Here is a 25,395-nt window from a genome sequence, read left to right as displayed (position 1 = left end):
AGAGCAAAGGCAAGCCCCGCCGTAACCATGCCCATAAAGTTCCAGAGGTCGTCGGGCTGGGCAACGGGCTGGTTTTCAAAGCCCCAATGGAAGGAGCCCAGGCTGAAATTCATGACCAGAGCCGCCGCAAACATGGCGATAAAGCCCAGGGCCAGATACCACTGATTGAAAAGGATGACGTCGCGCAGTGCGCCCATGGTGCAGAAACGGCTGCGCTGGGCCAGAAAGCCCACGGCGAGGCCAGCGCACAGGGAGAAGATAAAGGGCGCGTGCTGTGAGCCAGGCCCCTTGATGGAGTAAAAGAGCACGCCGCTCTTGAGTTCGCCAGAGATCTGGGGATCAGCAAGATACAAAGCCAAAAGGCCGAGCATGAGCGCGGGCAGCATCAGGCCCGATATCTTGCCCTGATTCTGGCTGCGGCCCAGTGAAAAACCCATGCGGAAGAAGATGGTGCCTATGCCCACGCCCACTATAAGGCCCACAAGCCCGAAGATAGCATGGGCGTCGCCGCCAGCCAGGCGCAGGATGACGCGCCAGGGGCAGCCGAGAAAAACCAGCGCGCCGATACCGGCGATGGCTCCGAGGAAAAACCGGGTGATGGGGGCGGAACCGCCACGGGGCTTGTATTCGCCAAAGAGCATGGCCGCCGCAAAGGCTCCCAGCACCATGCCTATAATTTCAGGGCGCAGGTACTGCACAATTTCAGCCCTGTGCAGACCGACAGCCCCGGCGATGTCGCGGTTAAAGCAGACTACGCAGATGCCCATATTGCCCGGATTGCCCGCCTGTTGCAGCAATACGGCCAAAACGCCGAAGATGAGGCCCACTACAACTATGCCCGTAGTGGTGGAAAGGACGTTGAAATATTGTTTCATCGGTATCCTCCTGCTCCTGTTTATGGGCTTGCGCCCGTTGCGTTGACGGCCATAAAGGCCGACAGAACGCGGACGGAGGATTACCTCTTGCTCAGGTTTGCCGCGTCATGCTCCTTGCTGCAAAACGCGCCGCCGCCCGCATACACTCCACACCGTGAAGCTGCCGGGATTACGTCAGGTCTTGCGCTTTGGCATGTGCGCTCCTTGATTTGCGCCGCACGGACGGTATCCGCGAGGGGGAAGGGCCGCACGTAACGGCCGGATGATTCATGCAGACGGGCGGCATTTTTGCCAAGCCGCCTGCCGCCATTGCACACTATATACTATACGGGACTTGCCGTCAGGTGTACGGCGTCCTGTCCGTCCCGTTCAGCCAGCAGCACGTCAACGCGTTCATGGCGGCTGGTATTGACCGTGCGGCCCACATAATCCGCGTGGATGGGCAGCTCGCGGCGCCCTCTGTCAATGAGGGCCAGCAATTCCACCGCCATGGGGCGTCCGTAGTCCAACAGGGCCTCCAGGGCGGCACGTATGGTGCGCCCAGTGTACAGCACGTCATCAACAAGAATGATGACGCGCCCGTCAACGCTGGCCGGTATACGCGACTGCCCGATGTGGGGTTTGCCTTCAAGGCTTGTCCAGTCGTCGCGGTAGAGGTTTATGTCCAGCGTGCCCAGCAGCACGGGATGCCCAAGGCGATCCTCAAGCAGGGCGGACAGGCGGCGGGCGAGATCAGCGCCGCGGCGTTCAATACCGACCAGCATGACATGGTCGCACTTGGCGTGGCGCTCCATAATCTGGGACGCCAGGCGTTCCAGCATACGTGCCATTTCGTGCTGCTCAAGCAGCAGGGTTGTGTTCATGTTTCCTCCCGTGGCATCTGCCTGGCAAAACCCTACCGCTTTTTGTGATTGAAGAAAAGGCCCCCGGCAATTGACAAGCCAGAAGCATGGCCTTAGTTACTATGGCACCAGAAATATGGAGGACACCATGATTCAATTGACCGACACTGCCCGCAAGGAGCTTGATACCTTCTTTGCGGACAAGAAAAAGGATCCGATTCGGATTTACCTCTCGGCTGGTTGAGGCGGCCCGCGCCTCGCTCTGGCTCTGGACGAGCCGAATGACCAGGATACAACCGAGGAACAGGCTGGATACACCTTCTGCATGAACAAGTCTTTGCTTGATGAAGTGAAGGGAGTTTCCGTTGATTTAACTTACATGGGGTTCACGCTCATACCAGACGTGCCCTTTGCTTCAGAAGGCGATGGTTGCAGCAGCTGCTCAAGCTGCGGAAGCCACTAGGCCAGATCAACTTTGAAATGTGAAGCATTTCAAAGTTGTCATTCTGCCGAAAACTGCGATTTTCGGCAGAATCCACGCCACGCTGTGGCGCGCTGCACTTTCGTGCAGCGTTGGAGCACTTACCTTTTTTCAAAGGTTAAATGCTCCAATCGAAACGGGCCTGGTTCCCCGTCAGCCGATGAAGCATCTCAGCCTGTTTTTCGGAATATATAAATACCCGAAAAAATCATGGAGGAACCATGCTCGAACTTACCGAAAGCGCTCAAAAAGAACTGGCAGCCTACTTTGAAGGCAAGGACAAAAGCGACATCCGCATATACCTTGCCCCCGGCGGTTGCAGCGGCCCGCGCCTTGCGCTGGCCCTCGACGCCGCCACAGATGAGGACCAGAGCGATGAACAGGGCGGCTTCACCTTCTGCATCAACAAGGACCTGCTGGCCCAGGTTGAAGGCGTGAAAATCGACCTCACCCCTATGGGCTTTATGGTGGAGCCCAACGTGCCCCTGCCTCAGAGCGAGGGCGGTTGCTCCGGCTGCGGCGGCGGCTGCGGCACCAACTAGAAAAACGACAGATACGGTTGACCGGGGGCGGCTTTAGGGCCGCCCCCTTGTCACTTTACGGCAGCCTTTTTTTAGGGCTTCATAACAACACGTCATTTAAAACTTTGTGCAGATCGTTCGCGCGCGTCATGGCCGTGCAAGAAGAACAGCCAGGTCAATGGAACGGGTTAATGGACATTTTTAACGCAGTACTGGCAAGTCAGGAAAATCAGATATATATCGAGCGCAGCGGTATGGCCACGCGCTGTCGTCTCGCCGTTGAGGCCATGACCCGTGGGCGCACGGTTGTTCTGGTGGCGCGCGAACGTGAAGAGTATACGCTTGCCCGCGCACTGCTGACGCTCTTTACCCCGGAACTTTCCCTGGGCGAAAAGCCCCTGTCCGAACCCCTGTGGCGCAGCCCGTGCCTGGCCCTGCCCGCCTTGAACCAGCGGCAGGACAGAGCCTCGTGGGCAGCGCGCCTGGCCGCCCTGTATGGCCTTGGTCTCGGGCAGCCGCGTTGTCTCGTGTGCAGTGTTGAAAGTCTTTTGCTGCGTCATGTGCCCCTGAATTTCTTCGCCTCACGCAACCTTGACCTGCGCAAGGGCAGCGATTACGCGCCCGAACTGCTGCTGGATCAGGCCGTGGAATGGGGCTACGAGCGCGTGACCATGGTCACCCGGCCCGGAGAAATGGCGCGCCGGGGTGATATCCTCGATATTTTTCCCGCTGGCTACGCCAAGCCCGTGCGCCTGGAGTTTTTTGGCGACACCCTGGATGAGATGCGCGTTTTTGACGCTGAAAGCCAGCGCTCCCTGCAGGGCTGCGACGAACTGACGCTCCTTCCCGCCAGCCCGCTGGCGCTTGACGCCAAAGCCCTGGCAACGGCGCGCGATCGTTGCGACCGCATGTTCGCCGAAGGCCGCATTGGCGAAAACGAGTGCTATTCCTTCAAAAAATCGCTGGACAGCGGCGGCCTGGGACTTTTGCCCGGCAGCGTGCTTGAAACCACAAGTTTCATTGAAGACTGGCTGCCCAAGGACAGTCTGTGGCTCTTGCCCGGCGAGGCCGACAGCGCCGACGCCCTGCGCGACGGCCGCCTGAGCCTCAAGGAAAGGCTGGAGGCCCCGGACTCCCCCCTGCCGCAACCCGCTACGCTCACCTTGCGCAAAAGCTCGCAGCCCGCGCCCTGGAACGGCTTTCAGCGTATCTACGCCGAACCTCTGGTCATGGGCGTCGAAGAGCGCGGCCTTGACCTGGCCGAACGTCCCCTGCACTCCTTTACTGACCTCTTTCCCCTGCCGGGCGCGCAAGACCGCCCCTGGCAGCACCTCTCCACGGCTCTCAAGGAGTGGCGCAACAGCCGCCGCCAGGTGGTTCTCAGTTTTTCGTCAGGCAGAAGCCGGGCAAAGTTTCTGAAACTGGCCGAGCAGGACGGCATTGTGCCCGCCCTGCGCTACGCGCCGGAACAGAAGGGACTTTTTGCCCTTGTTTCACCCTTCAGGTCGGGCGCAGACCTTGTCTGGGACGGCACCCTGGTGCTCGGCGAGGACATCCTCTACCCCAAGGCCGAAAAAACGCCCCGGGTTTCTTCCCGCGTATTCAAGGGTCTGGACACTTTTGACGACCTCAAGCCCGGCGATCTTCTGGTACACCGCGATTACGGCATCGGGCGTTTTGCGGGCCTGCACCATCTGGATCTCAACGCGGCGGCCAACGATTTTCTGCTGGTGGAGTATTCCGGCAAGGACAAGCTCTACGTGCCTGCGGACAGGCTGGGGCTTATCCAGCGCTTCAAGGGCACGGAAGGCGTGGAGCCAGCCCTTGACCGCCTGGGCGGCGCCGCCTGGGTGGTCGGCAAGGAAAAAGCCCGCAAGGCCATTGAAAAAATCGCCGCCGACCTGGTGGAGATGTACGCCTACCGCAAGGTCACCAAGGGCTTCCGCTACGACCCGCCCGGCGAGCTGTATCACGAATTCGAGGCCACCTTCGGCTTTGAGGAAACCCCGGATCAGGCCAAGGCCATCCAGGACGTGCTGGACGATATGGACAAGTCAAGCCCCATGGATCGTCTTGTGTGCGGCGACGTGGGCTTCGGCAAAACAGAGGTGGCCCTGCGAGCCGCCTTCCGCGCCGCCTCAGAGGGGCGGCAGGTGGCCATGCTCTGCCCCACCACCGTGCTGGCCGAACAGCATTACCAGACTTTCAGGGCGCGCCTGGCGGGCTTTCCCGTCAATGTGGGCCTGCTCAGCCGTTTTGTGACGCGCCCCAAACAAAAAGAAGTGCTCAAGGCCGCTGCCGCCGGGCAGGTGGACATCCTCATCGGTACCCACCGCATTTTGTCCACCGACGTGAAGCTGCCCAATCTGACCCTGCTCATTCTTGATGAAGAACAGCGGTTTGGCGTGCGCCATAAAGAAAAGCTCAAGGCCCTCAAAAAAAACGTGGATGTGCTGACGCTCACGGCCACGCCCATTCCGCGTACCCTGCAGCTTTCCATGTCGGGCATCCGCGAGCTTTCCATCATCGAAACAGCGCCGCAGGACCGCAAACCCGTGGCCAGCGCCGTGCTGCGCAGGGACGACAACGTGCTGCGCAAGGTGATGGAACGCGAAATGGAGCGTGAAGGCCAGATATTCTGGGTCTACAACCGTGTGCAGGGGCTGGAGCGCGTGGCGGAATACGTGCGCGGGCTTGTTCCTGCGGCCCGTGTGGGCATGGCCCACGGCCAGATGTCCGAAACCGAGCTTGAAGACACCATGCACAAGTTCTGGCATGGCGAACTGGATGTGCTGGTATGCACGTCCATAGTGGAATCCGGCCTGGACTTTCCCCGCGCCAACACCCTGGTGGTGGATCAGGCCCAGATGTTCGGCCTGGGGCAACTGTACCAGCTGCGCGGCCGCGTGGGCCGCAGCGACAGGCAGGCATACGCCTTTTTTGTGGTGCCCGACGCCGAGCGCCTCACTGCCGTGGCCGAGGAGCGCCTGCGCATCATTATGGACATGGACTACCTGGGCGCGGGCTTTCAGGTGGCCATGGAAGACCTGCGCCTGCGCGGCGCGGGCAATATTCTGGGCGAAGTACAGTCCGGGCACATGTGCCGCGTGGGCCTTGACCTGTACCTTGAAATGCTGGAGGAAGCCGTGGGCCGCCTCAAGGGCATGCCCGAAAGCATTGTGACAGAAACGGAACTGACGCTGGGCCTTCCGGCGCATATTCCCGCGTCGTACATTGACGACGGACGCGAACGGCTGCGCTGCTACAAGGCCCTTACCTCGGCTTCCGGCGGGGCCGCGCGTGAAGAAACGGCCCTGTCCATCCGCGACCGTTTCGGGCCATTCCCCGAAGAGCTGGCAAACTTCCTGGCCGTGCTGGACTTCAAGCAGTTTCTTACGGAACTTCAGGTGCAGAAGGCCGAGGTGCGCCGCGAATCCGTGCGCCTGACCTGGCCGGACGGCCAGACGGCCGTGCAGCCGGAGCGCATTGTGGCTCTTGCCGCGTCCCTGCCGGGCGCGCGCGTCCACCCCCCGGCGGGCCTTGCGCTGACGCTGGAAAAAGACGTTCCCCTTGCGCAGGGGCTTGACAGATTGCGTCAGGCACTGGAAGACATACGCATACCAGTTGCGGCAAAGGTTTCGGCCTGACCTGGGCCAAAGCCCAGGCCGTTCCGGCTGCATTTCGCTCCGGCTGCGTTTCGTTCCGGCTGCATTTTGCTCCGGCCGACGTCAAAAGAGGATGCCCATGCCCCTGATCATTTCTGCCACGCCCGGTCAGCATGACATGCTGCCGCTCCCGGTTTCCGGCTGCGCCCCGGTGGCGTCGGCGCGTCCGGGGCACGGGGCGGCTTTTGCCGCAGGGCCGGGACGCAAGGGCGTATTTCTGGCGGCACGTCTGGCGCTCGTGGCATGCTGCCTTCTGCTGTGCGCCTGCTTTGAGGCCCGCCTGCCTGAAGGCGTGGTGGCCACTGTCAACGGAGAACCCATCTACCTGCGCACGGTGCAGGCCCTGCTGGACAGCCGCTCCACCGCTCTGGGCACCCTGCAGCGGCCTTCCCTCGAAAACATGAAGCGTCAGTACGGCGACGCGCTGGGCACGCTGATCATTTACACTCTGGTGCGCCAGGATTTGCGTGACTTGCAGATTCCCGTGACGGACGCCGCCCTTAAAGCCGCCGTGGCGACTGTCAGGGAGGACTACGGCGGCGAGGAAGGGCTGGCGCGTTTTCTGGCCGACGAATCACTGGATGAAAATGAATGGCGCGTGCTCATGCGCGACCTTCTGGCCATGCAGAGCTTTGAAAAGCGCATCCTTTTGCCCGGCATCCGCATTTCTCTGAGCGATGTGCGCTCCTATTACAAGGAACACGAAGCAGAGTTCGCCTTGCCCGAAATTCTGGACGTTTGCCTGATTTCCTCCCTAGAATCCCAACCTGTTCAGGCATTTTGCAGCGCCTTCACCTCTGGCCATCCTGTTGAAAAAGAGCCACCCGCAAACCTCATGGTGCAGTGCCAGGAAATCAGCGCGGCCCAGTTGCCGCCTGCCTGGCTGAAAAAAGCTGAAAAACTCGCGCCCGGCCAGTGCGCCGCCCCTGTTCAGGAAGACGGACGCTGGTACGGTCTTGCCCTGAAGGAGCGCAACGCCGCCCATACCATGGGCATGGCCGACGCCTACCCGCTCATTGAAAACATTTTGCAACAGCAGCGCAAGGATGCCGCCTTTGAAAGCTGGCTGACCACGGCGCTGGGCCGGGCGAAGGTTCGCGTGAATCCGGATCTCATGGCCGGCCTGCTAACGCCGCCCTCCGCCAGATCGGCCATGGGCGATGACACTCCCGGCGACGCCGCAGGCCCGGCCGTGCGCGGCGGCGTCAACGGTTCCGACGATGTCGGCTCCGCTCCGGCGGACGGCGGAGATGGATTGAACGCCCCCGAGGGAGGCGGCGGAACAGACGGGCCATAAAAAACGGGGGCGTCCGACAGGCGTGACCGGCAGGGTCTGTAAGCCCGCCAGGCGGTCATTGCATGTCATGCTGTTTTGGGCTAAAAATCGAAAGATAAACAGGCGCACCGCGCTTTGCACGAGGGAGAATCTCTGTGAGGAAAATACTTGTTTTGCTGCTGGCGATCATGCTTACAACCGCATGCGGCGTGCAGGCCGCACAGCTTAATAAGGTGGCTGCTGTTGTCAACGGACAAGTCATTACCATGTTTGACCTGCAAAAAAATGCGTTGCCTGACATTATCCGGTCCGGGCTTAACCCCGAAAATCCGGCCAACGCCAAGCAGGTGGACACGGTTTTTCGCAAGGTTCTGGATCTGATGATTATGGATATTCTCATCGCCCAGGAAGCCAAAAGACTGAAAGTCAGCATTTCTCCTTCGGAAATCGACAATGAGATCGCCAAACTGATGCAGGGCCGCAACATGACCAAGCAGCAGTTTGAGGAGCAGCTCACGCGCCAGAAGAGCAGCGTGGCCGAATTGCGCGGCAACATCGAAAAGTCGCTGTTGCGCCAGAAGATCATGAGTATGGAAGTGGGCCGCAAGGTTGTGGTCACGCCAGAGGAAATTAAGGCATACTATGAGGCCCACAAATCCACCATGTACGACCGCAGCGGTCTGCACATGGGGGTTCTGGTCTATTCGCCCAAGGTCAACGCCGCCTCCATTGCCGCTCAGATACGCTCCGGGGCGCTGACCTTTGAAGAAGCCGCGCTGAAGTATTCCATCGCGCCCAACAAGGAAAAGGGCGGCGATATGGGGCCGGTGGAATGGGATCGCCTGAACCCCGAATGGGAAGGACGGCTCACCAAGATGAAGCCCGGCGATGTGACCGAAGTCTTTGACCTTCAGGGGCACAAGGCGCAGGTGCATCTTTTCCGTCCTGGCGGCGGCAGTGAGCTGAAAATACTCACGCTTGAAGAGGCCAAGCCGCAGATCGACGCCATCCTGCGTCAGCCAAAGGCCATGGAACGCTTTGACGATTATACGGGACAATTGCGCAAAAAAGCGGTAATCGATATTCGGTTGTAGCATAACCGTTCAGGCGTGCGCGTGGCCCCCGGCCGCGCCGCGCCATTCCGGCGGCGTACCGTCCTTGGCCTCAGGCCGGGACAGCCACCGGCAACAGCCGCCCACGGGGCGGCAAAGACCTTTATCGAGGCTTTGCATGACCTTAGAGGAACTGGGCGCGGTCCTTCGCGCGGAGCGCGAAAAAAGGGGCCTCAGCATTGAAGATGCGGCCAACCACCTGAAGATAGGCGCACGCCTTTTGCGCGCGCTCGAAGCCGGTGACTCCGCTTCTTTGCCCCATCTGGCATATACCAAGGGTTTCATTCGTTCGTACTCCGCATATGTGGGGCTTTCAGCCGAAGAAATCAGCGCGGCCCTGTCCGCTCTGGAGGCTGAAAACGAAGAAGCTTTGATACAGCAGACGCCCCTGCCGGACGTCACTCTGGCCCCAAGGCGCAATTTCAAACCCTTTTTGTCCGTCTTTGTCGTTCTGCTGCTGGGTATTGGCGTTTACCTGGTCTGGCAGCACGGCGCACTGGATGTTTTGACCAGCCAGACGCGCCGCCAGGCGCAGCCCGCACCCATGCAAAGCCCGGACACTGCGGAAACGCCGCCTGTGGGAACAGAGGCCCGCAACCTTGGCCGTGAGGCACGCCAGAGTGGCACTGCCGGGCAACCCGCCGCAGCCGCCACAGACAGCGGGCCGCAGGCTGGCCGCTCCGCAGCGCCCGCCGCTTCCGGCGCGCAGCGTGGCGAAACCGCTGGCGCGCAGGCCTCCGCACCGGCTGCGCCCGCCACAACGCCGGGCACTGCCGCAACCACTGGCCCAGCCGCAGCGTCAGCCGCCACATCGGCCCCCACATCTCCGCAGACGCCTGTGACTGGCCCCCACAAGGTCATCATTACGGCCACGGAAGAATGCTGGGTGCATTCCAATGCCGACCATACCGATACGAGGCAGTTTTCCCTGCGCAAGGGCGACACCTTTGCCCTTACGTTCACCAAGAGTCTGGAACTCAAGCTCGGCAATGCGGGCGGAGTGCGCCTGCGCTATGATGGCGAGGAACTCCCCCCCGTGGGCGCAACCGGTCAGGTACGCACGCTGACCTTCCCTCCGGCACTCCCATGACGGAATGGGCCGATCACGCGCTTGTGCTGCGCATGGGGCACTTTCGTGAGTCGGACCTCTGGCTGAAGACCCTTTGTCGCAAGCACGGCCTGCTGACGCTGTTCGCCTTTGGCGGCAGCAGAAGCAGGCGTCGCTTTTGCGGCTGCCTTGACGTGCTCAACAGCCTGCACTGCCGGGTGAAAACCTCGCCGCGCGGCGGATTTCTCAACCTGGAAGAAGCCGTGCTGCTGAACGGCCCCCAGGCGCTTCGGCGCGACTGGCGGCGTATGGGCCTTGCCGCCAATTGCCTGCGCTTTGTGGAGGCTCTCGGGGTGGGAGACGAAGGGGCGGACGAAGCCTTTGAGCTGGTGGAAGACATGCGGCGAACCCTTGAGGAAGCCGCAGCGCTGCCCGCGCTTTTTCCCCTTTTCTTCCGCTTGCGCCTGGCGGGTGCTCTGGGTTTTGCGCCAAGCCTTGACGTGTGCGGTCACTGCGGCTGTGAACTCAACGGCCCCGGACAGTTTGTGGTGGACGAAGGGCACGTGCGCTGCCCATCCTGCCGTGCCGAGGCCGGGCCAGTGCGCTATGGCGTGGAACTGAGCGCCGACGGACTTGACCTTTTGCGCCATGTGCAGCAAGAATTGCCATCCGCCTGGCACGCGGAGGAACTGCCTCCAGCGGACCGGCGGGCCTGCTCGCGGGTTATTGACGGCTTTGTGCAATACCACCTGGGGCTGGCGTGGGAAGGGGGCTTTTTTCGCCGCGTATGACAGGAACGGTTCGCCGGGCTTGTGGTTTACGGTTTTTGGGTCTGGTTCAGGGATTTTTTTTGCCAGACCACGGGGGCACTGCATAACAGGGAACCATTGACTGGCGGCTTTTTGCCTTCAATGCCGCTGCCCTGCGCACAGTGGCAGACTATTAGAGCAATTTCACTTTGAAATTGCTCTGGCGGATGCGGAAGCAGACGCCCGCTACTGAGGCGTAAGCACAGTTTATCTGCGCGGTTAAACGCCGAGGTGAGTGTGCCTTAAACTTTGAGAATGTATATTCTCAAAGTTAATCTGCTCAAGGGTTTCGGGGGGGGTGCGCGCACTGTGCGCCCTGTCATGGCAACGAGTCGTCATCCGTTTCATCAGCGTTCCTGGGGCAACTTCACTTTGAAGCTGCTCTGGCGGCTGCGTAAGCAGACGCCCGCCGCAAAGGTGTCAGCGCTATTTACTTGCGCTATCAAGCACCGAAGCGAGCGAATTTTAAACGTTAAGAATCTACATTCTCAACGTTAATCTGCTATAAAGGACAGCACATGTATTTTCAGGACGTGATACTCACCCTACAAGATTACTGGGCGAGGCAGGGCTGTGTCATCGAGCAGCCCTCCGGTGTGGAATGCGGGGCAGGCACCTTCAACCCCCATACCTTTTTGCGGGTTATCGGTCCCGAACCCTGGAGCGTGGCCTACGTGGAGCCTTCACGGCGTCCCACTGACGGGCGCTACGGCGAAAATCCCAATCGCCTGCAGCGCTACTTCCAGTTTCAGGTCATCATGAAGCCCTCGCCGGACAATGTGCAGGACCTCTATCTGCAAAGCCTCAATGCCCTGGGCATCAATCCCGCCCAGCACGACATACGCTTTGTGGAAGACGACTGGGAATCCCCCACCCTCGGCGCCTGGGGACTCGGCTGGGAAGTATGGCTCAACGGCATGGAAGTAAGCCAGTTCACCTACTTTCAGCAGGTGGGCGGCATTGACCTTTCGCCCGTGAGCGTTGAACTGACCTACGGCCTTGAACGCCTGACCATGTATCTTCAGGGTGTGGAATCCGTTTACGATCTGGCCTGGAACAAGGATGTGACCTATGGCCACATCTACCACCAGAACGAAGTGGAACAGTCACGCCACAACTTTGAAGTCAGCGACGCGCAAATGCTGCTGCGCCATTTCAGCGATTTCGAAGGCCAGTGCAAGGCCATGCTGGAGCTGGGGCTGCCCTGGCCCGCCTATGATTACTGCCTGAAGTGTTCGCATACCTTCAACCTGCTGGACGCGCGCGGGGCCATATCCATCACTGAACGCACAGGCTACATCGGCCGGGTGCGGGCCCTGGCGGCGGGCGTGGCCCGCCTGTACGCAGCTCAGCGCGAAGAACTGGGCTATCCCATGCTCAAAAAGGATGCGAGGTAAAGCCGTGGCCACCTTTGTGCTTGAAATTGGCAGCGAAGAACTGCCCTCCCGTTTTCTGGCTCCCGAAGAGGCGGAACTCTCCGCAAGATTTGCCGCGGCCCTTGATGAAGCCGGTCTGGAATATGGCGGTCTGCGTGTCATGAGCACGCCGCGTCGCGCCGTGGTCATGATTGAAAATCTCAATCCCGTGCAGGTTGAACGCGAGGATATCGTGGCCGGGCCGCCCGTTCGCGTGGCATACGACGCCGAAGGCAAGGCCACCAAGGCCCTTGAAGGCTTTGTGCGCACCAATGGCTGCACCCTGGACGACGTTTTTCAGCAGGAAACCGAAAAAGGCGTCTATGTCGCCGTGCGCAAGCACACCGGCGGCGCGAACGCCAACGGCCTGCTGGCGGCCATATGCCCGGCCGTCATCACGGCCCTGCCCTTTGCCAAGCGCATGCGGTGGGGCGATTACTCGTTTGCCTACGCCCGGCCCCTGCGCTGGATACTGGCCCTGTTGGACAATGAGGTCATCCCCTTTGAGGTTGGCCCCATGACCTCCGGGCGCGAAACCTGCGGCCACCGCATCCACGGCCCCGGCCCCTTTGCTGTGGCCCATGCCGACGATTTTCTGAAAATCCTGGCCGGGCCGTGCGCCATTACCCTTGATCCGGCGGAGCGCCGCAAGATCATCATCGAGGGCGGCAATGCCCAGGCCGTGGCCGCCAAGGGCAAGGTACTGTGGAAAGACAGCCTCCTTGACGAGGTGCAGGGGCTTTCCGAGCATCCCGTGCCCCTGCTGGCGGATTTTGATCCGGCCTACCTTGAGGTCCCGCGCGAGGTGCTGCTGACCAGTATGGAAAGCCACCAGAAAAGCTTTGGCATTGAAGACGCCCAGGGCCAGCTGCTGCCGCATTTTCTGACGGTTCTCAACATCACCCCCGAGGACATGGATATTGTCAAACGCGGGTGGGAACGGGTGCTGCGCGCCCGCCTCGACGATGCCCGTTTCTTCTGGCGCGCCGACCTGCGCGAAACCTTTGACCACTGGCTGCAAAAGCTTGATACGGTCATCTTTATCGGTGGCCTTGGCAGCATGGGCGACAAGACACGCCGTCTTGAAGCGCTGTGTCAATGGCTGGCTGAAAAATGCGCACCTGACCTCGCTTCCGACGCCGCGCGCGCCGGGCGGCTTTCCAAGGCTGACCTCGTCAGCGGGCTTGTGGGCGAATTTGATACGCTTCAGGGCATCATGGGCGGCATCTACGCCGGGCGCAAAGGCGAAAACGCCACTGTGGCCCAGGCCGTTGCCGAGCAGTACCTGCCTGCCGGGCCGGATTCTCCCCTGCCGCACAGCATGGCCGGAGCGCTTTTGTCACTGGCCGACAAGGCCGACACCCTCGCGGGCTGCTTCGGCCTTGGCATGATACCCACCGGCGCTGCAGACCCCAACGGCCTTCGCCGTTGCGCCTTGGGCATCATACGCATTGTGCTGGATTTCGGCCTGCCGCTGGACATGCGCCAGGTTTTCGCCAAAGCGCAGGAACTGTACGGCGACAGGCAGTGGAAATTGCCCCCTGCCGAAGCGCTCGACAAGCTGATGGAATTTTTCGCCGCCCGGCTGCGCAACTATTTCATGAGTCAGGGACAGGATACCCTGCTGGTTGACGCAGTGCTTGGCGCAGGTTCCGCACAGGTAAAAGAATGCGGCGCACGTCTGGCCGCCCTGGCGACCTTCAGCCGTGAGGCTGGCTTTGCCGAGGCTGCGCAGACTTTCAAGCGCGTGGCCAACATCCTGCGCAAGCAGGGCCAGGCCGAGGAAATTCCTGCCCTGTGGGCAGCGGATCTTCTGCAGGAAGATGCGGAAAAGGCCCTGGCCGCCACGCTGGATCAACTGCTGCCGAAGCTTGACCAGATGTGGACAGCGCAGGATCACGCTGGCGCACTGGCCTGCCTCAGCGAAGTGCGCCCTGCCGTGGACGCTTTTTTTGACGGCGTCATGGTCATGTGCGATGACACGGCCCTGCGGCGCAACCGCCTGGCCATGCTGCAGGCCCTGGGTGGGCGTTTTGCCCGTCTGGCCGATTTTGCGGCCTTGCAAATATAGTCCTGTGCGAGTATGTTCCCATTCCGGTTGTTCCTGCCTGCCCGTCGGTGGGAGAGGAACAACCGGAATGGTTGACAAAAAGAAAGAATGCCGCCGGAATTCCGGCGCAAAGCTTGACAGCCATACGGGGCTGTGCTAACAACCCGTCTTCGCGATAGCGCATCAGAATTCGGACTCATGGCTTGCCAGCGCAAGCCCAACATAGTGGAGGATACCGTGGCCAACCATAAGTCAGCCATCAAGCGTCACAGGCAGAGCTTGCAGAGGGCCGGTCGTAACCGCGCCGCCCGTACCCGCGTGAAGAACGCCATCAAACAGGTGCGTTCCGCCATCACGACCACCGACAAGGCTCAGGCCAATGAAGCTCTGGTGGCCGCCACTTCCGTGCTTTCCAAGGCTGCCAGCAAGGGCGCCATGCACTGGAAGAAGGCCGCGCGCAAGATTTCGCGCCTGGCTCGCGCCGTTAACGGCATCGAAGCCTAGTGCCTTTGAGGGCAGATTTTTCTGCCGACGGTTTATTGTGTTTTTGACAGTGCTCGCGCGCTGACGGTGCACGCAATGGCGTGTGCGCTTTTTGAAAATTTCAACTAAGTTCGCAGATTTTCAAAAAATATTTTGGAAAAAAGCTTGACGGCCACTGCGACTTAATATAGATTCCCCTTCGTTGCGCGCTCGTAGCTCAGCTGGATAGAGCAACAGGCTACGAACCTGTAGGTCAGGAGTTCGAATCTCTTCGGGCGCACCACTAAAGAATCAAGCCCTTACGATGAAAATCGTAAGGGCTTTTTCTGTGTCCAACAGAATTTGGGCAACTTTTTTTGGGGGGGGGATAATACCCCCACAAACCAAGCTGCCTTTACGAGAGAATCTTTCGCATTTTACCCGCCGCCCTGTTCCAACCTGACCTGAGCCATGCCAGTGAACCGATTTGTCTTTTTGCCTTTGCGGATGGAGGTGCATTCGTAACATACCTTTAACGCAGGCATTATTTTATTATTGAAGAACCATGCAATATGTTTTACTACTAATAAAAAACAACTACGCAAAATCGCTACGTTACTGTGCGAAGCTGTACACTTTTTATAAAATTTTTTGTATTTTATAATTTTTGTTTGTACGCCGAAATAGTTTTCAATGCCATTTTGTTTCAATTTTTATTGCACATGCCATCCTTAACTCAAATGGGTAATAGTTTTTTATGGCGCATAGCAACACATAATACATACTTTATATATAATATTCTGCAACAGGTGCTGGTAAAATTTGCGTACTGCACATTTTAAAACTCCACTGTGTAGTATTATATCAATTAACAATGGCTGTTTCCACTACACAACAGCAACTCTGACCTTCTTTACACAAATTGTTCATATCAATTGCTGTGAACATCATAAGATTTTTGCTTTAATGGAATAAAAACCGCGCCAGACAATCAGATTTTCGCCAGCCTTGCCACCAGGCAGGGAAGGTGGATCAGTCAGAGGGACGACGGCGCAACAAAGACTTGTCGCCAACACGCAACCGTCTGAACGCACCACAGGCCGTGCCCCCACCCCCTACGGCGTGACGGGCAACCCGTACGGATACGATTTTTTACCCATACATTGCCGCGCCCGTGATTCGGGCAGCCGCAACGCGTCCATGCTGACCAGCAGCATACGCGCCCCTGTCATCACCTGCACGCTGCCAGTATGCACCAGCAAAAGCAGCGCTGCGAAAGGCCGCCATATCCGACTGAGAACTGAGGCCTCTCACATGGCACAATCACCACGACAGCGACCCTCTACTGTCAAAGAGTAGCTTTGGCAAAGATTGCATGAGGGGCAACGTGAAGTCACTTCCGGCAGCATATGGAGGCTTGCATGCGCAGATGTTTGAAAGACTGTCGGCATTTTTTCGTGGCGCTTGCAATTTCACTGTCACTGACCTTGCTGGGAGCAGATTTTCTTGTGCAGCGCAACGCGCAGATGCGCATAGCTGAACTCCAAAGCGTCATTACGCTGCAAATAGATAAACTGACAAGCTCACTGACAAAATATTTCTATAAAATACAGACACTTGCTGCAATAACCATTACGGCCAGCGGTAAGGTTGAAAATTTTGAGCAAGTGGCAGCCGCGCTGCTTGACGACCCCTGCATTCAAGGCATCATCATGGCGCCCAAGGGCATTGTGAGCCATGCGTATCCCATACCGGGCAACGAAATACTGCTGGGCAAGGACATACTGACTTACTCTTTTGGCAGTTGGGAGAGCATACGGCAGGCCAGGCACAGCAGCCCTATAGTCATGGCGGGGCCCGTGCCCATCATGACAGGCGGCACGGCCCTCATAGGCCGATTGTCGATCTATACAGACGCCAAGAACAAGCCCAGGCAGTTTTGGGGCATTGTTTCCATTGCTCTCAATTTTCCTGAAGTGCTGAAGGGCGCGGAATTGCGGCTGCTTGACGAACTGGGCCTGCCCTATGAAATCTGGCGCGAAAGCCCTTACGGCGGCACCCGTCAGATACTCGCCAAGGGCGCCAGTCCTGAATCCCGGGGCGCTCCCTACGTGGAAATGCCTGTGCACATACTCAATGGCAAGTGGTTTTTCAAACTCTCTGCAAAGAGGGCATGGTACCAGCTCACGGAAACATGGCTTTACGTTGGCTCCAGCGTTTTGCTCAGCCTGCTGGTTTCCATGCTGGCCCAGCGCAGGTACGACATGGCTCTGGCGCATCGCCGCCTGGAAGAGATTGTGTATATCGACGCCCTGACAGGCTGTCTGAACAGGCGCGGGCTCTTTAACGATCTTGGCCAGCGAATAGAAACCAACCCTGAAAAAAAATTCAGCCTGTACTATCTTGACCTGAACAAATTCAAGCCCATTAACGATGATTACGGGCACAAGGCTGGAGACAGGGTGCTGCAGCACTTTGCGGCCATCATGCACAAATACGCTCCCAAACCCCACGCCCTTGCCCGCATAGGCGGTGACGAGTTCATTCTCATACTGCCAGGTGAAAATGACGTGGCCCGAACACAGGAGGCCCTGGAAAATGCGCGGCGTGAATTAGCCAATGGATTGCCTGCCGAGGGCATTCCCGTCGCCATCACATTCAGCGTGGGCATGGCTACATACCCCGACCACGGCACGGATCTGGACGTGCTGCTTTCGCGGGCTGACCAGGCCATGTACAGGGACAAGCAGTCACACGGCAGCGTGCGCAACGCACCCCGTGGGCAGCAGGCCTGACTGACGCCGCAGGACAGGGCACATCAGCACGGTACAACGCGCCAAAACACGCCAAAATACGCCAAAACACGCCAAAACAGGCGGCGGGCCGATGCCCGTCGCCTGTTTTGGTTCGCTGTAAGCGTATTTGCCCTGTTACGTCATGTAACGGGCGTACCTTATTGGGGGAGTGTCCATTCTCAAAGGCGCTCCGCTCTACTGAAACGCCTTTTTTGCAACGGCCTACCTTTCAAAATAGGTATAGCCGCGCAAACCGTCTTCAAATGCCTGCATGATGGAGAACCTGTCGCTGGGCGAAATGCGGCCCTGGCGCACGGCCTGCTCGGCAGTGTCGCGCAGGTCTTCAAGTATGCGGCGCGGGTCATATTCCACATAGCTCAGAATGTCCGCCACAGAGTCGCCGCGAATTTCGCGCACATACTCATATCTTCCGTCCTCGCCCACGCGGATGGACACGACGTTGGTGTCCCCCATGAGGTTATGCAGGTCGCCAAGGGTTTCCTGATATGCGCCCACAAGGAACACGCCAAGATAATATTCTTCGCCGTCACGCAGGGGATGCAGCTCCAGCGTGGGCTTCATGCCCTGCGGGTCAATGAACTGGTCGATGCGGCCGTCCGAATCGCAGGTAATGTCCGAAATAATGGCGTGCCGCGCCGGAAACTCCTTGAGCCTGTGGATGGGCATGACCGGGAAAAGCTGGTCAATGGCCCAGGTGTCCGGCAAGGACTGAAACACGCTGAAGTTGCCGTAATAGATGTCGGCCAGGCTCACATCAATATCGGCCAGATCGCGGGGCACGTTCTTGAGTCGGGTTTTTTCCTGAGCGATACGCATCATGATGGCCCAGAAAAAACGCTCGGCCAACGTCCGCTGGCGCAGGTTCGCGCGGCCCATTGAAAAAAGCTGCCGCATCTCGTCACGGTAGTAGATGGCGTCGTTATAACATTCCTGCAAGTTGCGCAGGCTGATGTTGGCCAGCGTTTCGCGCAGGTTTTGCACGGGTTCCGGCGTGCCTTCGGCCAGAACGTCGGGCAGCTGCACCTCTTCAATAATGCTCACGTCCAGCACGTTGAACAGCAGCACCGAATAGTAGGCCACGGTGGCGCGCCCCGATTCGGTGATAATATGCGGATGGGGCACATTGGCCTCATCCAGGGTGCTCATGATGGCTTCCACCACGTCTGTGCAGTATTCGTCCAGACTGTAGTTGCGCGAAGAAATGTAGTTGGTATGCGAGCCGTCATAGTCAACGGCAAGGCCGCCGCCAAGGTCAAGGTAGCCCATGGGCGCGCCCTCTTCCACAAGGCCCGCGTAAAGGCGCGTGCCTTCCATGACGCCTGTACGGATGTCACGGATGTTGGAAACCTGCGAACCCAGGTGGTAGTGCAGCAGCTTGAAGCAATCAAGCATGTCATGAGCCTTGAGCGTATCCACCACGTCCACGATCTGGGCGGGGGAAAGGCCGAAGGTCGAACGCTCTCCGCCGGAATCCGTCCAGTGCCCGCCAGCCTTTACAGCCAGCTTGGCGCGCACGCCAATGTTGGGCCGCACGCCAAGAACCTTGCTGCGCTCAAGCAGCACGCCAAGTTCACTGGGCATTTCAAGCACGAAAAAGACGTTGAAGCCCAGGCGCAGAGCCTGAAGCCCCAGATCCATGAATTCCTCGTCCTTGTAGCCGTTGCAGATAATGCAGGCCTCGCGGTCCAGCATCAGCGACACGGCGGCGATGAGTTCGGCCTTGGAGCCGACCTCAAGCCCGTGATGGTACTGCGCCCCGAACTGGGCGATTTTTTCAACCACCTGCTGCTGCTGGTTTACCTTGATGGGAAAAACGCCGCGATAGGCCCCGGTATAGCTGAGATTCTTGATGGCCTTGCGAAAACTCTCGTGAATATTCGCTATGCGCGAGTCCAAAATATTTTCCACGCGCAAAAGCACGGGCATGTCGTGGCCCCTGTCCCGCAGGCCGGAGATGATCTCCGGTATTGAAACCTGCGGGCCCTTGGGGCCCTGCGGACAAATAACCACTTCGCCCGCATCGGAAACGTCAAAATATCCGGCACCCCAATTGCGGATACCGTACAGTTCGATGGAATCCTCCACCCGCCACTGCTGCAATGCGCGGTTTTTTGCCAACTCGCACTCCTTGTATCGCCCTACGGGCGAGGGTTAAAATCCTGCTGCAAAAAAAGAGGCGTAATTATGCCGGGAAGGGGGTGAAAGTCAATGTTGGCAAACAGCCCCAAATAGGCCCCCAAATGCCTCTATTCGCTTGACGCCGGGCGGCCCTTGCTTCACCCTGTCCGCATGGTCATACCCGCTCTTGGTTCAGGCCGCCCAGTGAGGCCCTGCGTTGCGCTGTCCGTATATTCGCTGCCATGCTTCTTTTAAGGATATATCCATGACGCCCTTTGACAACCGCCCGGCGACGCCATTTTTTTCCTGTACCAGCCTTGCGGGGCAGCTGCGGCGCGCCCCCTTCCCACGGGCACTGCTGCTGGCCCTGAGCCTTGCGTTGCTTCCAGCCCTGAACGGCTGCTTTGGCGACGACCAGAAAACGTCCGGCCCGCCTGCGGCGCCTGTGCGCACGGCCGCTGTGGCCCGTGCCGATGTGCCGCGCCTGCTGCACGTGGTGGGCAACGTGCGGGCATCGGCCTCTGTGGGCGTCAGACCTCGCGTGGCGGGCGAAATACAGCAGGTCCACTTTACAGAAGGGCAGGATGTGCGGGAAGGGCAACCCCTTGTCACCATCGACCCCCGCCCTTTCGAGGCTATCCTGCGTGAAAAGCGCGGCATGCTGGCCAAATCGCAGGCCCAACTCAACAAGGCCCTGGATGACATGGCGCGCTACGGAAAACTGGTGGGCGGCGGCTATGTGAGCCGTGAAGCCTACGAACAGACCGCCACCCAGGCCGCAGCGCTGCGCGCCACGGTGCAGTCTGACAAGGCTGCCGAGGAAAGCGCGGCCCTTGACCTTGCCTACTGCACAGTGGTGGCCCCCATAAGCGGACGGGTTGGAGCGCTCAATGTGGATAAGGGCAACATGATAAAGTCCACTGACGCAACGCCCATTGTGAGTATCGACACCCTTTCGCCCATCTATGTGGGCTTTTCCGTTCCTGAGGCCCATCTGCCCGTCATACTTGACCGCATGGCCACTGAAAGCGTCCTCGTTACTGCCACGCCCACAGGCGCGCAACCGGAACACGGGCTGCTGACCCTCGTCGACAATACCGTGGACACGCGCACCGGCACCATCCGCCTGCGGGCCACCTTTGAAAACGCCGACCGCCACCTGTGGCCAGGCCAGTTCGTGCAGGTGGAACTGCCCCTTGGCATGGGGGAACAGGTGCTCACCGTGCCCGCGCGCGCGGTGCAGTCCGGCCGGGATGAATCCTATGTGTATGTTGTGGACAAGGACAACCGCGCCGCTTACCGCACAGTGAAGGCCCTGTTTGAGCACAAGGGCGTCACCGTTGTGGAAGGGACATTGGCGGAAGGCGAACTGGTGGTCGTTGACGGCCAGGTGCGCCTTGCCCCTGGCCTGCCTGTGAAAGTGGTGGAATAACCGCCAAACCCGCGCGGACGGCCTTTGCCATCAGGCTGCCGCCACTCCCGCAGTACGCCCGGTGCGACGCTGCCTGTTGCGACGCTGACCGTTGCAGCCTATTGTGCGCAGTTCTCGACGGCGCTGGCCCTTGCGACCTGTTGCGCGGAATTCTCGACGACGCTGGCCCTTGCGGCCCGTTGCGCGCAGCTATTCGCAGCAATGCTTTCTTTCACGGCAGTTGCACGCAACTATCTAGCAGTGCATACGTTATGCGATTGTGGCAAATTTGCGATCTTTGCATGGCGACTGGCATTGCGTGAAAAGGGCCGCATCAGTATAGATACTGATTAGTTCGCTCATTTTTTGTCGCATGATTCAAGGCATACGCCGCACCTGCGGCAAAGGCTGAAAGGGCGCGGCAAGCTCATGGCGGGCGGCTTCGCATAGGGCCGCCGCTGCAATACAGCATAAAAAGTCATTAACGCAGGCGCAATCTGGCCACGCCCACGGGTTTGTCCGCCATAAATTTCAGGCGAAATTCTCGAACTCCCTTGCTGTTGACAGTACACTTTACACCTTCACTCGTGCTGGAACCCGCAGCAACAAACTGCCATTCTTCCGCACCGGGAGAACGTTGATCAATCCAGAACTTTGCCGGGGCAGTCTGGCAATCGTTGGATTGAAATACCTCAATGCTTGAGACTGTGGCATTGGAATTTTTAACTGCAAAAATCAACTCAACAGTGCGTTGCCCGCCCTTGGCCGCTGCTTTCCAGCATCCGTTTTTCCCTCGTAAACTGTCCGGGCCTTTGTCGCCGGGCATGGGCATATACTTTGCCTCAATGATTTTAAAGTCAAAATCCCCATCGTCAGCATCTTTTCTGACAGAGACGTCCTCTGGTAGAGGGCCTTTCTCAAAGCGTTTCTTGATAAAATCGTAGCGCAAGGCTGTGATTCTTTTTTTATCAGCGCTGATACTTACCACCATGGCAACAGGCTGAATTTTATTTCCAAAATCAGCCATAACTGTTGCACCGCTCAATCCCTGGTGCATGAATGGTTCAGATCGCGGGTCGTCAGAAAAAAATTCGAGCAAAGCACCGCCATAAGCGTCCACTCCCTTACGGGATAAGGTGACGTTAAACGTGCCAGAACTCGTTTTGAACATATTGGCAATGTAAAAGCCACTTTGTCGCTGAAGCAGGTTTTTGTAAGCATAATCTTGAAGCCCAAGGCGAGAAGTGCACGCTCCGTCAGTTCGGCCTGTTTGTACACGGGCAAAAGCCAGATCATCTGCTTCTTTTTCTGCTTTTGCAGTCACTGCTTTTCCAGTCACAAGCCGAAATGGTTTGGCACTTTGTCCCGTAGCCTCGGTCCCGTCATAAAAGTAGAATGGCTCAAGCTCTCCCGTTTCCGGCGACGCGACCACGTGGGCCGGGGTAACTATCCAGCACGCACCATCAATCATGGATCCAAACAGCCACCCATGCCCCACTTCCCCGCTCCGTGCCTGAATATGAACAGTTTCAGCCCATGCAGCCGGAAGGCAAACTACCTCGATCAGCAATATGAAGACGAACAGGCTTATTTTCATATCCTGCTCACCCCGCCTGACTGCAGTTTTTTTTCACGCTCAGGGATGCGCATCCAGCTAATGCTCATTGGGGGGAACATCCTTCACGGGTTGGGCCATTTCGCCTGAATCACCGGGTTCTGAATTTTCGAAGTTCTTTTTGGCTATGTCGTGCAACGTCTTCAGCAATTGCATCGAAAAGGAAAAACTGGCGATAAAAACAGTGATAAATATCACGCTTGGGTCGGAAAAAACCAATGCAAGCATGCCCAATCCAAAAACTTCTTTTTCGCCGCTCATGCCCGAGCGATAGAGCTTGAGTTTTTTGGAAACAGTAGACGCAGAAACTTTGAAGGACTGGGAGTCAACGCTGACCACACCGTAAAAAGCCGGCGCGCCACTATCTTTTTGTTTAGCGCTGAGACTATCACCTGACGAGACTCTGCCCCCTGCGGGGAGGGGAAAAGAATTACTGGACGAAGGGTACAAATCTCCCCGAAAAGGCGGCGCCACTGCCCGTCCAAACACCTGTACCGTTCCGCCAAACATAAAATCTCTGCCGGAACGTTGCAGTACAGCGGTTGATTCTGGCACCGACATTTCCCGCCCGATGTCAGCGGGTCCCACGAGAGGCAGAGGACGCCTGACGAAGTTATTGATGTCCGCAACAAAACTGATACTCTGTGGCAAAGCGCAGATAACGCCATCATCACTGGTCAAATTGCCACCGCTATAATCTCCGCCATTAATTTCGATAGACACCTTTGAGGGTGTAAACCGATAAGTAACGATACTTCCAACAGAAGGCGTGACAATTCCGGTAAAATTTGACGACTCGTCTGCAGCGGAAAATAGTGAACAATTTTCTACGTGGCCCCGTACAAGTGCATTTTCAAGCGGAACTGCAGCAAGTTGTGGACGTCGAACGCGATAGATGACGGACTCTGTAAGAGCGTCAACAACGACGTAGGGTTCCTTTTTTACCAGCAGGTAAAGGACGATAACCAGCAATAGCGCTAGAAAAAAACTGGCACCAATAAAAAACCGCCGGGGCTTTCTTTGCACATGGGCATTGAGGGTGCGCACAAAATGGCGACGATTTGGAACGGCAAATTGCATGCTTCACCTACGGCAGGTTGCTGGGAACAATCACCTGAAAGCTGCTGCGTTCTTCATTAAAGCCATCGTCCAGAACCAGTACGAAGTTATTGATGCCCGGTGTAAGGTGCGAAACATCCATGACGCATTCCTGATCATAGGCGATGCGCGCTCCGTTTGAAAAACGCGCGCACTGAACGCTTTTCCTGTTCGGCTGAAGCGTGAGACGGCAGGAACGGCCACCTGAGTTTACAAGAACAGTAAAGACCTTCTCGGTACCTTGACTGACAATTTGCGGCACGTAGGGCGTTTTGCCCGCTGCGCACCCCCCTTCACTCGCCATAAAGGCACTGACAGCCAGGTCGTCAACGACGTAATTGACGAGTTTTTCAGCATAACTGTGGGTTATGGGCGACAAATGCACCCTCCCTGCGGCATTGGCCTGAGAAAGCTGTTCGTCATTGGCCAAGCGATAGATGTTGCTGGCCGAAAACCGGCCATCCCTCGTCACAACGCGCACACAAACATCTCGCCCCTGCGGTGGCGCAAGAAATGTGCCGTTGGCGGAGATTTTTTTCGCCCCGTCGCCAAACCGGAGCCCCGCAATAATATTGCCTGAAACTGGTACTGCCTGGTCGAAACTTTCTTTGAACGATGCCGCGTCAGCTTCAATCACTGGCAAGGACTCGGCTGAAAATGCGCTTGATGGTAGCGTACCGGGCAACGCCATTGTCATGAAGCAGCATAAAGCAAAAAAAGCTATCCGCATTTTATGCCTCTGATTTCTATAAAAGATCCGCAATAATATCTATCGGAGCCGCATCGCGACAATCAAGAACACCCCTCAGCTTTGCATCACTTGTAAGCGCCACATTTATTGTACAATTATACCCAGTTCCAGCAATTCCGAACACTCTTCCTGTCCAATTAATTCGTGACCCTATGATTACTGCCTTTCCGGTGAAGTCGCTTCTTACTTCAGAATTTGAAGCCAGAGAATTCCAGATAAAATTATTTTTTTCAAATTCAACTTTTTCACTGCACATGATTAATCCGCCCCTCACACCTTCATACAGACGATACCCTGGACTATTCTTTATGTTACTGAGTTTTTTATCATCTCCAGCTGCGTGTCTAAGGTCATTTTCAAAACTTCTGGGCATGGTTGTCACAAACGTAATTTGCGGAACAGATACAAGCGCAGCACGCAGACCAAGGTTGCGAACGTCAGCATTATCACTCTGCAGAGCCAGCCGTATGCAAATACGCTGAATACTGGTATCATTGCTGGCAATTGCACTTTCAATATATGCAAGGCGCAGGTCCGGGTCTGGGTCGGCACATTGTTCACGCCATGTCTGCAATGCACCAGCGCGAGCCTGGACATTTGACGCATCCTCAGCACTGAAAGCAGGTTTGCAAAACAACATCACAAAAAATATGCATCCTAAACTAATACACAGCGTTACGGCGTGAAATGTGCGACACATAGACGTCTACCCCCATTGGCGTTTTATTTATCTCTGTCTATTGACACCATATTCATTATAATTATGCATTTTTTTATACAATGTGTTTAGGTATAAATCAACAGTACAATTTCACACCCTTTTATTTAACTGAAAATTTCAGCATGGTTTGTGCAGCAAGACAGCCAGACATAAAATGCATTCAGCACAATAAAAACATACAATTATTTTTTAGTATTATACTATTTTAACAGAAACCTGCGAGTAATGCGCGTCAAAAGAGATTGCCAGGGAGCAGTCCATTGTACCCAAGGGCACCCCTGGCTCGCGGTGTGCAGCACTTGCAGCGGC

19 protein-coding genes and 1 tRNA gene are annotated in these 25,395 nt (G+C 57.5%); 13 read left to right on the top strand and 7 right to left on the bottom strand.

The annotated features are described in order from the left end of the window. Together yedE and pyrR are read right to left on the bottom strand one after the other, a co-directional pair. Positions 1-875: YedE family putative selenium transporter (gene yedE, locus RBR41_RS09820; protein WP_320352385.1), on the bottom strand; the 875-nt coding region annotated here is incomplete at its 3' end. A gap of 323 nt (positions 876-1,198) precedes the next feature. After that, entirely contained in the window at positions 1,199-1,738 is a 540-nt protein-coding gene (gene pyrR / locus RBR41_RS09815) for a bifunctional pyr operon transcriptional regulator/uracil phosphoribosyltransferase PyrR (RefSeq protein WP_320352384.1), read from the bottom strand. 127 nt (positions 1,739-1,865) lie between these two features. Between pyrR and RBR41_RS14620 the strand changes: the two genes are divergently transcribed. From RBR41_RS14620 to RBR41_RS09760, 12 genes are all read left to right on the top strand, one after another. Then, positions 1,866-2,180, top strand: coding sequence for an IscA/HesB family protein (locus RBR41_RS14620; protein ID WP_413785148.1), 315 nt, complete (start codon positions 1,866-1,868; stop codon positions 2,178-2,180). Between the two features lie 239 nt (positions 2,181-2,419). Next, positions 2,420-2,740, top strand: coding sequence for an IscA/HesB family protein (locus RBR41_RS09810; RefSeq protein ID WP_320352383.1), 321 nt, complete (start codon positions 2,420-2,422; stop codon positions 2,738-2,740). Positions 2,741-2,910: 170 nt separating this feature from the next. Beyond that, positions 2,911-6,366, top strand: a complete 3,456-nt coding sequence (mfd, locus tag RBR41_RS09805; RefSeq protein ID WP_320352382.1) for a transcription-repair coupling factor — start codon at positions 2,911-2,913, stop codon at positions 6,364-6,366. Positions 6,367-6,463: 97 nt separating this feature from the next. Then, a complete protein-coding gene (locus tag RBR41_RS09800; protein ID WP_320352381.1) occupies positions 6,464-7,681 on the top strand; it encodes a peptidylprolyl isomerase in 1,218 nt (405 codons plus the stop codon). A gap of 134 nt (positions 7,682-7,815) precedes the next feature. Further along, on the top strand, positions 7,816-8,754 hold the full coding sequence (locus tag RBR41_RS09795; protein ID WP_320352380.1) for a SurA N-terminal domain-containing protein: 939 nt from the start codon (positions 7,816-7,818) through the stop codon (positions 8,752-8,754). Positions 8,755-8,890: 136 nt separating this feature from the next. Then, on the top strand, positions 8,891-9,862 hold the full coding sequence (locus RBR41_RS09790; protein WP_320352379.1) for a RodZ domain-containing protein: 972 nt from the start codon (positions 8,891-8,893) through the stop codon (positions 9,860-9,862). Next, entirely contained in the window at positions 9,859-10,611 is a 753-nt protein-coding gene (recO, locus tag RBR41_RS09785) for a DNA repair protein RecO (RefSeq protein WP_320352378.1), read from the top strand. The genes RBR41_RS09790 and recO overlap by 4 nt, the downstream gene beginning before the upstream one ends. 536 nt (positions 10,612-11,147) lie before the next feature. Beyond that, a complete protein-coding gene (gene glyQ / locus RBR41_RS09780) occupies positions 11,148-12,026 on the top strand; it encodes a glycine--tRNA ligase subunit alpha (RefSeq protein ID WP_179981180.1) in 879 nt (292 codons plus the stop codon). Positions 12,027-12,030: 4 nt separating this feature from the next. Beyond that, a complete protein-coding gene (gene glyS / locus RBR41_RS09775; RefSeq protein ID WP_320352377.1) occupies positions 12,031-14,115 on the top strand; it encodes a glycine--tRNA ligase subunit beta in 2,085 nt (694 codons plus the stop codon). A gap of 216 nt (positions 14,116-14,331) precedes the next feature. Next, positions 14,332-14,598, top strand: coding sequence for a 30S ribosomal protein S20 (gene rpsT / locus RBR41_RS09770; RefSeq protein WP_320352376.1), 267 nt, complete (start codon positions 14,332-14,334; stop codon positions 14,596-14,598). Between the two features lie 185 nt (positions 14,599-14,783). Continuing rightward, positions 14,784-14,860: transfer RNA gene (locus RBR41_RS09765), tRNA-Arg, on the top strand. 1,117 nt (positions 14,861-15,977) lie between these two features. Then, a complete protein-coding gene (locus RBR41_RS09760) occupies positions 15,978-17,351 on the top strand; it encodes a diguanylate cyclase domain-containing protein (RefSeq protein ID WP_320352375.1) in 1,374 nt (457 codons plus the stop codon). A gap of 222 nt (positions 17,352-17,573) precedes the next feature. On the opposite strand, the gene speA is transcribed toward RBR41_RS09760, so the two are convergent. Continuing rightward, positions 17,574-19,490: a biosynthetic arginine decarboxylase gene (speA, locus tag RBR41_RS09755; protein ID WP_320352374.1), complete on the bottom strand. Its 1,917-nt coding sequence runs from the start codon at positions 19,488-19,490 to the stop codon at positions 17,574-17,576. Positions 19,491-19,755: 265 nt separating this feature from the next. On the opposite strand from speA, the gene RBR41_RS09750 reads away from it, so the two are divergent. Next, positions 19,756-20,922 (top strand): efflux RND transporter periplasmic adaptor subunit, encoded by a 1,167-nt coding sequence (locus RBR41_RS09750; protein WP_320352373.1) that lies wholly within the window; start codon positions 19,756-19,758, stop codon positions 20,920-20,922. A gap of 460 nt (positions 20,923-21,382) precedes the next feature. Here the strand turns inward: RBR41_RS09750 and RBR41_RS09745 are convergent, their stop codons facing one another. Genes RBR41_RS09745 through RBR41_RS09730 form a run of 4 tightly spaced genes read right to left on the bottom strand, consistent with a single transcriptional unit; the run spans position 21,383 to position 25,065 of the window. Beyond that, positions 21,383-22,498, bottom strand: a complete 1,116-nt coding sequence (locus RBR41_RS09745; protein ID WP_320352372.1) for a hypothetical protein — start codon at positions 22,496-22,498, stop codon at positions 21,383-21,385. A 57-nt stretch (positions 22,499-22,555) separates the two neighbouring features. Continuing rightward, a complete protein-coding gene (locus tag RBR41_RS09740; protein WP_320352371.1) occupies positions 22,556-23,596 on the bottom strand; it encodes a hypothetical protein in 1,041 nt (346 codons plus the stop codon). 7 nt (positions 23,597-23,603) lie between these two features. Next, a complete protein-coding gene (locus tag RBR41_RS09735) occupies positions 23,604-24,344 on the bottom strand; it encodes a hypothetical protein (protein ID WP_320352370.1) in 741 nt (246 codons plus the stop codon). Between the two features lie 16 nt (positions 24,345-24,360). Beyond that, on the bottom strand, positions 24,361-25,065 hold the full coding sequence (locus tag RBR41_RS09730; protein WP_320352369.1) for a hypothetical protein: 705 nt from the start codon (positions 25,063-25,065) through the stop codon (positions 24,361-24,363). Between the last annotated feature and the right edge of the window lie 330 nt (positions 25,066-25,395).

Origin of the sequence: Desulfovibrio sp. (assembly GCF_034006445.1) — a bacterium.
Taxonomy (GTDB): Bacteria; Desulfobacterota; Desulfovibrionia; order Desulfovibrionales; family Desulfovibrionaceae; genus Desulfovibrio.
The sequence above is the reverse complement of the archived record's forward strand: the minus strand, read 5'-3'. Positions and strand labels throughout refer to the sequence as shown.